The organism is uncultured Pseudoteredinibacter sp., assembly GCF_947502065.1.
GTDB lineage: Bacteria > Pseudomonadota > Gammaproteobacteria > Pseudomonadales > Cellvibrionaceae > Pseudoteredinibacter.
In genome coordinates, this window is record NZ_CANMYE010000007.1 from 154201 (window position 1) to 163131 (window position 8931).

Genomic DNA, 8931 nt, shown 5'->3' on the forward strand with positions numbered 1-8931 from the left:
TTGATACTGGACTGTGTATGATACCGAGCTTTGCAAATATTGGTAGTTTATTTGGCCCCAATGGACGCTGTAACGGCTGATCTGGCCAAACTTTGAGCGTAACGGTACCAAGGTGCCGCTTCTCTTTGAAATAGAGTGGGGCTAAAAATGATGTGGAGAAAACTATGAAAGACTTTCAGCGTGAATTCATCAAGCTTGCGATACAACATGATGTACTGTGTTTCGGTGAGTTTACCTTGAAGTCAGGGCGCGTCAGCCCCTACTTTTTTAATGCCGGTCGCTTCCAAACGGGTGCGGCTTTGGCTGCCCTTGGGCGATTCTATGCAGAGGCGATTGTTGATGCAGGCTTGGACTTCGATGTTTTGTTTGGTCCTGCATACAAAGGAATTCCATTGGCCGCTACCACCGCGGTGGCACTAGCCGATGTGCACCATAGAGATGTGCCTTATTGCTTTAATCGCAAAGAAGCGAAGTCTCACGGTGAAGGCGGCACCTTGGTTGGTGCGCCATTAAGTGGCAAGATTGCCATTGTTGATGATGTGATTACGGCGGGTACCGCAGTGCGTGAAGTCATGGATATCATTGATCAACAGCAAGCGGTTCCAGCGGCTGTCATCATTGGCTTAAACCGCCAAGAGCGCGGTAAGGGTGAGTTATCTGCCATTGGTGAGGTAGAGCAGCAGTTCAATATTCCCGTGATTAGTATCGTTAATCTCGAAGATATTGTGACTTATCTTGAAGAAACTGGCGGTATGCCCGAAACAGTGGCTAAAATAGAGGAATATCGTAAACAGTATGGGGTCTAATAGAGCACCCCTTTTACTATTTATCGAAGCCGCCTAAGAAAAGGAAGAAACGGTGTTGATAACAGCCCTAATTGCAAGATTGTCTCGAGCATCGATTGCCAGTTTGGCCTTGGTGATGGTGTCTCCTGTTGCCCTCGGGGAGACCGTGTTTTATCGCTATATCGATAAAAACGGCGTTCCGGTAATCAATTCCACTGTCCCTCCTGAATATGCCCAAAATGGTTATGAGGTGGTTAGCCCTAGCGGAAGGGTGATTAGGGTCGTTAAACCCGCCCCTTCCGATGCTGAGAAAGCGAATATGAAATCTAAAGCCGAGCTGGCTAAATGGGATGCTGAATTGCGTCGCCGTTACAGCTCGGTGAAAGAAATTGAGCGCGCCAAGAAGCGCAAATTAGAAAGTATTGATGGCAATATTCAAATATTGAAAGGGAATATTGGCGGAATCGATACTCGTATTCACCAAAAGCGTATGGAGGCCGCCAACTTGGAGCGTGCCGGCCGTACAGTCGGAGATGCGCTATTGGAGCAGCTTAATGAGTTAAAGCTAAAGCGTGAGGTAACAGAGGCGCGCATTGAAAAGCGCCAAAAAGAGCGTAAAGCGCTTATAGCGAAGTTCGATGAAGATATTGCGCGTTTTAGTGAAATAACTGGAAAAGGGAGCTGAGCCAGCTTTACCTGAAGAAGCCCTGAGTTAGCACCATCCACTGATCCTGCCAGTTCTCGGTGGGCGAACGCTTGAATTCACTTCGTACAAATTGCGCAATACGCCCTTCTGCTGTGGCCATTAGCAAATTGGCCGCCGCCCCAACGCTAATGCTTGGGCGAAGCCCTTCGCGAACTTCAGCTTCCCGTAACACTTGCTTGAGTTGAGTCTCTAGGCGGTCATAGAGCTGCGCTACACGGGCTCTCAGGCGGTCTGTCTCGCCCGCTAGGGCATCTCCAGTAAGAATGCGAGTTATGCCAGGGTTGCGCTCGGTAAATGTCAGCAGAAGATACAGAATCTTGTCGCAGGCTGCCAAGGCATTGGGCTGCTCGCTTAGAATCAAGTTGATCCGGCTAAACAAGGTTTCTTCGATGAATTCTATTAAGCCTTCGAACATCTTCGATTTGCTTGGAAAGTGCCTATACAGGGCCGCTTCGGAAACACCCACCTCGCGAGCTAAGGCGGCGGTAGTGATTCTGGCTCCCGGGCTGGCTTCAAGCATATGTGCTAAAGCTTGCAGGATTTGTTGGCGACGAGATGTTTTATTGTTGCTTTTAGTCATAGATGCAATTGAGGCAAATCCAATATTTGCGCTAGGTTCCAAAGTCAGTGGAGAAAATACATCAGTTCACGCTGCTGAAGCGATTGTCATCCTAACGGCAACCGCAGTAAGCTGCAATTGTTCTGGCGCAATATTTGCCAAATTGTTTACAAAGTAGACAGCTTCGGCGGCATGCATTGATGTGCATCATTTGGCCATCAAACTGCCGAACCCTTGCTATTGTATGGGCTAATTATGGCGGTTTAATGGCACTGCTGTCGAACTATTGCGCCGTTTGTTTAGTCTTTCTGATTGGTAATCAGTGTGCCAACGCCGGTGTCGGTAAAGATCTCCAGCAATACCGCGTGGGCTACTCGTCCATCAATAATGTGAGCGCTGGTAACGCCGGCTTTAACGGCATCTAGTGCGCAATTAATTTTGGGTAACATGCCGCCATAAATGGTACCGTCTTCTATCAGTGCATCTACTTGTTCGGTGCTAAGGCCGGTCAATACTTCCCCTTCTTTGTCCTGTAAGCCGGATACATTGGTCAGCAACATAAGTTTTTCAGCTCGCATTACTTCGGCAAGTTTCCCTGCGACTAAGTCAGCATTGATATTGTGACTCTGGCCATCTTCGCCCACGCCTATTGGTGCGATAACTGGAATAAAGTTACTGTCGATCAGCATATCAATAACGTCTGTATTGATGCTTTTCACTTCACCGACATGGCCGATGTCAATAATTTCAGAAGCTTTCATCGCTGGGTTATAGCGGCTGACAGAAAGCTTTTTAGAGTTTATTAAATGGCCATCTTTACCGGTGATGCCAATTGCCTGGCCACCATTGCGATTGATTAGGCTGACGATTTGTTTGTTTACTGTGCCCCCTAAAACCATTTCGACAACATCCATGGTGGCGCTGTCGGTGACTCGCATGCCATCAATAAATTCGCTGTGAATACTGAGCTTTTCGAGTAGTTTACCAATTTGTGGGCCGCCGCCATGGACCACAATAGGGTTCATGCCAACTAACTTCATTAGCACGATATCGCGGGCGAAACTATTTTGTAATTCTTCGTCTACCATGGCGTTGCCGCCAAATTTTACGACCACGGTTCTACTGGTAAAGCGTTGGATATAAGGGAGTGCTTCGGTAAGCACTTGAGCGATTTTCATCGCCTTCTTTTGTGATAATGACATAGGAACACCTGTGCACGTAGGCCTCAATGCTATGGTGAGATACGCCTACGATGCTGTTTAAAAGCTTATGGAAGGTGCTATTTTAGCGATTTCCGCCCTAAAATGCTCCTGAATCTCTTCTAATTGCTCTTCGCTATTGGCTTCAAAGCGCAAAGTTAATGCAGGTGAGGTGTTAGAGGCGCGCACTAGGCCCCAGCCGTGTGCGAAATCTACCCTTAAACCATCGATAGTTGTCAGGCGGCCATCTTCAAAGTGCCCGTGAGAAATCAAGTCTTCGATGATTTGGAACTTCTCACTTTCATCTACCGCTATTTTGATTTCTGGCGTGGCAGGCAATTCTGGGAAACTAGAGAAGATGGTGTCTAAGTCTTGATCTCGTAAGCTCATAATCTCCATCAGACGAGCTGCGGAATACATGCCGTCATCAAAGCCAAACCAACGTTCTTTAAAGAAGATATGACCAGATAACTCGCCGCCCAATAACGCACCCGTTTCGGCCATTTTAGCTTTCATCAGTGAGTGCCCTGTTTTCCACATGATTGGGCGGCCGCCGTAACTGCTTACTAAGCTGTTTAATTGGCGGGTACATTTCACATCGAACAATACGTCGGTACCTGGGTTGCGTGAAACAATATCCTTCGCGAACAACATTAATTGGCGATCTGGCCAGATAATTTTTCCTTGTGGTGTAACGACCCCTAAACGATCACCGTCACCATCAAATGCGATGCCTAAGTCGGCGCGGTGTTTTTTCACGGCCTTAATTAGATCTCGCATATTGCGCTCGCGGCTAGGGTCGGCGGCATGGTTGGGGAAGCGGCCATCAAATTCGCAGTGTAGCGGGATAACTTTGCAGCCCAGCTCTTCAAATAGCCTTGGCGCAACCTCAGCGGTTGCGCCATTGCCCGCATCGATAACCACAGTAATATCGCCAGCCAATGCAATATCCGAGAAAATCTGCTCGATGTACTCTGCGCTGATATCTTGCTGGCTAACTGAGCCTGGTTTATCTGAGCTGGCAAAGGCCTCTTGTTGCATTCTTTGCTTAATGTACTGAATGCCTTGATCACTAATGGTGTTGCGATTGAACACCATTTTGAAACCGTTGTATTTTGGCCCGTTGTGGCTAGCCGTAACCACAACACCGCTGTTGCTGTTTGAAATCATATGGCAGGCAAAGTACAGCATTGGGGTTGGCACTATGCCGAGATCCAAAACATGGCAGCCAGTACTGGTAATGCCAGCAATCAATTGCTCGCAAATCTCTGGACTGTGAGTGCGACAGTCGCGAGCGACGATTAATGTATCTTCCCCTTGATCAATGGCTTCGCTGCCAAGTGCTTTTCCAAGCCGGTCAACAAATTCTGGGCGTAAATACGGATCGGCTAAGCCTCTGATGTCATAGGCGCGAAACACTTCGGCGGGAATAAGCTCATCGCTTAGCGCCACTGCGGGCTCTTCATCATCCCCTTCAAGTTGATCAAGCTCTGGCGCTGCACCTGCAGCTTGTTGGAAACCGCCACCGAGCAAATCTTCGTCATCTTCATTCACTTCGATGTCGAGAATATCCTCCATATGCCGGCCATTGCTGAGTTGATGCTCTCGCACCTTCTGATCAAATTCTCGTACCGTCCTGGTGCCACCGGTGCTAACAGAGAGTTGGCGACGACATAGTTGAAAAGCACCGCTTAAAACAAGAGCCGTCGCTAATAGCCAAATACTCAAAAATGGCAGTAGGCTAGTGTTCGCTGCATCTACAGTGCTCTGTGAGGGCGAGAAGCGAAGCTTCCATAAAGTGTTAGGAATTTCCTTGGTCAAGCTTTCTTGGCTGCTGGCCTCACCTTTAGATAAGATAAGTTGTGCTGGATGGCGGCCAAATTGTTGTAAGAGTTCAAACTTACCGCTGTCCGGGCTGGCATCTCGTAACAGCTCTGCAATCGCATTTTGATTGAGGGTGACCATCAATGTTGCTACTGGAGTTTGATTGGTATCCTGAGGTATTGGTGAGAGCAAATTAAATTGCCAGCGGGTTTTTATTTTTGCGGCTTCTACGGTAATTGGCTGATGGTTTTCTGCACGCGTGATCATGTCGAGTTCGGCAAAACGGATAGGTGCGTCATGCTCGCGGTCGATCTCTGCGGTTCCTCGAGGAATAATGCGTATCGCGATAGCCTTGGGAAAAGCCTTTTCCAAGCTAGACATAAAGCTGCGAATGGTCACGGGCTCTTGCTGTTTAATAGCTTTGCTTAAGGCGTCCCTGCTGGTGAAGCGCTGTAAATCTTGGTTGAGCGAGCCAATATAGTGTCCGATTGCATCAACTTGGGTACTGGCCATGCTATCAATGGCCTGGCTTAATGCTAGCTCGGATTGGCTTACTACGTAGCGTTGGTAGTACCAAGCTCCCGCCCCTAAGCAGAGGATTAACAACCCGCAGAGGATTCCCGCGGTTTGCTTTTCTGCTTTACCCCAGTTCTTAATATTGGCTATTCGCATATAAAGTCGGACTTAATATTGAGTTTTCCAATCTTAACAATAGCTTAGGGAGAGCCCAAGCGTAAATTCCTTATTCAATGAAACCCTTTTTCAGGGCGTTGTGTCGCTAAGATGCTAGCTTGTTATAGCGCTTACTGATTTCTTCCACCAGGCGGCGAGCGAGGGCTGTTTTGCTAAGCTTTTCGATGGCCTTGCTACCCTCATGGTCGACAACAAGTACCTGGTTGTCATCGCTATTAAAGCCAATCCCTTGTTGCGAGACGTCATTGGCAATAACCATGGCCAGATTCTTCTTTTTCAGTTTGCTACGAGCATAGTGTTCTACGTCCTGAGTTTCGGCGGCGAAGCCGACGCAAAACGGTGCGTTGTCTGAATTTGCGACGTCGGCAAGAATATCGGGATTCTTCACCATCTCTATAATCATAGTATCGCTATCGGCCTGTTTTTTAATTTTTTGATCCGCTGAGTGTGCGGGGCGAAAATCAGCCACTGCGGCGGTAGCGATGAAGATATCGCAATTGCTCGCGCAACTCAGCGCGGCCGTATGCATCTGGAGTGCACTTTCAACATCATGTCGCTGACAGTGAGGCGGCGCTTCGAGCTGTGTCGGTCCGCTAATCAGCTCGCAAACTGCACCCGCTTCGATACAAGCTTGCGCCAAGGCATAGCCCATTTTCCCAGAGGAGTGGTTGCTGATATAGCGTACTGGGTCAATGGCCTCTCTGGTGGGGCCGGCCGTAATAACAACTCGTTTACCGGCCAATAGGCCAGACTGAAATTGCGCTGCTGCCTTATCGACCAGCTCATCGACTTCTAGCATGCGTCCTGGCCCCACATCACCACAGGCCTGTGAGCCGGTAGCGGGGCCCCATATGGCAATGTCGCGTTGCGCTAGCAGGCTAAGATTGTCTTGCGTGCTGCTATTGGCATACATGGCTTGATTCATAGCTGGCGCAACGGCCAGTTTGCTGCGGCGGGCAAGGCACAGTGTGCTTAAGAGATCGTTTCCCTGTCCTTGTGCTAAGCGTGCGATAAAGTCGGCACTTGCTGGGGCGACAATAAGTAAATCCCCCCAGCGTGCTAACTCAATATGCCCCATGCCGGCCTCGGCTTCAGGGTCTAAAAGCTCAGTGTGGACTGGGTTGCCCGATAGCGCCTGCAATGTCAGTGGAGTAATGAACTCCATTGCGGCTTTGGTCATTACTACACGAACTGTGGCTCCCTGATCTTGCAGGCGGCGCACTAACTCTGCGCTCTTGTAGGCAGCAATTCCGCCAGTAATACCCAATAGAATCTGTTTGTTTTGTAAGGAGCTCATTCATACAGCCTTATGCCCGCACGGCAAATTTGGGATCTTTGGCCGACTTAGGGCCATAAACAAAAGCGCTAAGATAACCTTTCTTGTGAGCCGGCGGCAATGACTGCCGTATTTTTTGCATGTGTTATGAAGGTTGTGCAATAAGATGAGTATTAGAGATTGGCCAGAATCGGAACGACCTAGAGAAAAAATGAGGTTGCGAGGCCCGGGAGCGCTTTCGGATGCCGAGCTATTAGCCTTGTTCTTACGGACGGGTACGGCTGGAGCCACTGCGGTTGATCTTGCTCGAGGGGTGCTGCAGCATTTTGGCGGGTGGCGTGCAGTATTGGAAAGCCGGGAGGAAGATTTCTGCGCCTTGCCGGGTTTGGGGCTAGCTTCGTTTAGCTTGCTGCAAGCTGGCCAAGAGATCAATCGTCGTCACCTGCGCGAAACCCTAGAACGTGAGCAGGTATTCTCAAACCCTGAAGCCGTACGATCTTTTTTGCGGGCCAATCTAAGGCATCGCGATAGGGAGGTCTTTGTGGCCTTGCTAATGGATAGTCAGCATCGCTTGATTCACTATGACGAGCTATTCTTGGGCACGGTAGATAGCGCCAGTGTTTTCCCTAGAGAGCTTGTGAAAATCGTATTACAGCATAATGCAGCAGCTATCATTGTTGCTCATAATCACCCCTCTGGTATCAACGAGCCAAGCCAGGCAGATTGCCTTATCACCGAGCGTATACAGCAAGCTTTGGCCTTGATTGGTGTGCGCCTGCTCGACCACTTGATTGTGGGAAGTGGTGAAGAGGTTTCCCTAGCAGAACGAGGTTTGCTGAAGGGCGCATAGCTTGGGTGTGTGTCTGCACGTATGAGGCTACACAATTTCTGGCTCTAGTGCTTATTGCTACCCTCTGGCACTAAATGTCCATGAGATACACCTTTTTGAATAAAAAATGGCCGCAAAAGTTGAATGTGGGAGGCTGTTCTGGTATAAAACGCCGCTCTCTGCGGCCGGGGTCTGCCCCGCCTGATGTAAATTAAGGTCAAATAGACCGATGTCGGGCTCCCGCAGGCCCAAAATGAGTCGAATTTTTTAAGTAGCGATTCGCTGTATTTCCAGCTATCTGCCAGTTAGGCATAAGCGGTTATGGCAGTGATGATACAAGGTAGAGGCCACAAGATGTCTAAGGTATGTCAGGTTACCGGTAAGCGCCCAGTAACTGGTAATAATGTTTCTCACGCAAAAAACCACACTAAGCGTCGTTTTTTGCCTAACTTGCACACCCACCGTTTCTGGGTTGAGTCTGAAAAGCGTTTCGTAAAGCTACGCGTTTCTGCTAAGGGTATGCGTATCATTGATAAGAAAGGCATCGAGACGGTTTTAGCCGAAGTTCGTGCCAATGGCGTTAAAGTTTAATCGCTTAAGCAAAGAACAGGAGAAATCTCATGCGCGATAAGATTCGTTTGAATTCAAGTGCTGGTACTGGTCATTTCTACACGACTGACAAGAACAAGCGTACCATGCCTGAAAAAATGGAAATCAAAAAGTACGATCCCGTTGTTCGTAAGCACGTGATGTACAAAGAAGGCAAAATCAAGTAATTCTTGATTGTCTCTTTGATTTCTAAAAACCCGGCTTAGGCCGGGTTTTTGCTTTTTACCTACTGCCATACTCAAAACTCCTGTTTTGAGTATGGCGTCGCCCGTTCGGGCTGGCGCCGTTTGCGAAACGGCTTGCCCTCGCGGGCTCGCACAACAGCGAACGCTTAGGCATTCTCAGTTGTGCCGTGCTCCTGCACTCTTTACCTGCTGTCATACTCAAAACTCCTGTTTTGAGTATGACGTCGCCCGTTCGGGCTGGCGCCGTTTGCGAAACGGCTTGCTCT

9 protein-coding genes are annotated in these 8931 nt (G+C 48.8%); 5 read left to right on the forward strand and 4 right to left on the reverse strand.

Annotated features, from left to right (window positions below; all coding sequences use genetic code 11):
• Positions 1–164 precede the first annotated feature (164 nt).
• On the forward strand, positions 165–806 hold the full coding sequence (gene pyrE, locus Q1A41_RS16700) for an orotate phosphoribosyltransferase (protein WP_299981290.1): 642 nt from the start codon (positions 165–167) through the stop codon (positions 804–806).
• 52 nt (positions 807–858) lie between these two features.
• The gene (locus Q1A41_RS16705; protein ID WP_299981292.1) at positions 859–1470 is read left to right on the forward strand and encodes a hypothetical protein; all 612 of its coding nucleotides are present in this window, start codon (positions 859–861) and stop codon (positions 1468–1470) included.
• Positions 1471–1477: 7 nt separating this feature from the next.
• Here Q1A41_RS16705 and slmA read toward each other — a convergent pair whose 3' ends face one another.
• The 4 genes from slmA to coaBC all read right to left on the reverse strand — a co-directional run bounded on the left by slmA (position 1478) and on the right by coaBC (position 7063).
• A complete protein-coding gene (slmA, locus tag Q1A41_RS16710) occupies positions 1478–2071 on the reverse strand; it encodes a nucleoid occlusion factor SlmA (RefSeq protein ID WP_299981294.1) in 594 nt (197 codons plus the stop codon).
• A gap of 278 nt (positions 2072–2349) precedes the next feature.
• Complete coding sequence (argB, locus tag Q1A41_RS16715; RefSeq protein ID WP_299981297.1) at positions 2350–3252, reverse strand: acetylglutamate kinase; 903 nt, start codon at positions 3250–3252, stop codon at positions 2350–2352.
• 57 nt (positions 3253–3309) lie between these two features.
• On the reverse strand, positions 3310–5745 hold the full coding sequence (locus Q1A41_RS16720; protein ID WP_299981298.1) for a phosphomannomutase/phosphoglucomutase: 2436 nt from the start codon (positions 5743–5745) through the stop codon (positions 3310–3312).
• Positions 5746–5851: 106 nt separating this feature from the next.
• Positions 5852–7063 (reverse strand): bifunctional phosphopantothenoylcysteine decarboxylase/phosphopantothenate--cysteine ligase CoaBC, encoded by a 1212-nt coding sequence (coaBC, locus tag Q1A41_RS16725; protein WP_299981300.1) that lies wholly within the window; start codon positions 7061–7063, stop codon positions 5852–5854.
• A 145-nt stretch (positions 7064–7208) separates the two neighbouring features.
• On the opposite strand from coaBC, the gene radC reads away from it, so the two are divergent.
• From radC to rpmG, 3 genes are all read left to right on the forward strand, one after another.
• Positions 7209–7892, forward strand: a complete 684-nt coding sequence (gene radC, locus Q1A41_RS16730) for a DNA repair protein RadC (RefSeq protein WP_299981303.1) — start codon at positions 7209–7211, stop codon at positions 7890–7892.
• A gap of 333 nt (positions 7893–8225) precedes the next feature.
• A complete protein-coding gene (rpmB, locus tag Q1A41_RS16735) occupies positions 8226–8462 on the forward strand; it encodes a 50S ribosomal protein L28 (RefSeq protein ID WP_299770294.1) in 237 nt (78 codons plus the stop codon).
• A gap of 29 nt (positions 8463–8491) precedes the next feature.
• The gene (gene rpmG / locus Q1A41_RS16740) at positions 8492–8647 is read left to right on the forward strand and encodes a 50S ribosomal protein L33 (RefSeq protein WP_299770293.1); all 156 of its coding nucleotides are present in this window, start codon (positions 8492–8494) and stop codon (positions 8645–8647) included.
• The last annotated feature ends 284 nt before the right edge of the window (positions 8648–8931 follow it).

What these genes read in the sequence shown, in the direction of transcription:
- pyrE (WP_299981290.1), top strand. Translation starts at nt 165, where the DNA reads ATGAAAGACTTTCAGCGTGAATTCATCAAGCTTGCGATACAACATGAT.
- slmA (WP_299981294.1), bottom strand. Translation starts at nt 2,071, where the DNA reads ATGACTAAAAGCAACAATAAAACATCTCGTCGCCAACAAATCCTGCAA.
- argB (WP_299981297.1), bottom strand. Translation starts at nt 3,252, where the DNA reads ATGTCATTATCACAAAAGAAGGCGATGAAAATCGCTCAAGTGCTTACC.
- Q1A41_RS16720 (WP_299981298.1), bottom strand. Translation starts at nt 5,745, where the DNA reads ATGCGAATAGCCAATATTAAGAACTGGGGTAAAGCAGAAAAGCAAACC.
- coaBC (WP_299981300.1), bottom strand. Translation starts at nt 7,063, where the DNA reads ATGAGCTCCTTACAAAACAAACAGATTCTATTGGGTATTACTGGCGGA.
- radC (WP_299981303.1), top strand. Translation starts at nt 7,209, where the DNA reads ATGAGTATTAGAGATTGGCCAGAATCGGAACGACCTAGAGAAAAAATG.
- rpmB (WP_299770294.1), top strand. Translation starts at nt 8,226, where the DNA reads ATGTCTAAGGTATGTCAGGTTACCGGTAAGCGCCCAGTAACTGGTAAT.
- rpmG (WP_299770293.1), top strand. Translation starts at nt 8,492, where the DNA reads ATGCGCGATAAGATTCGTTTGAATTCAAGTGCTGGTACTGGTCATTTC.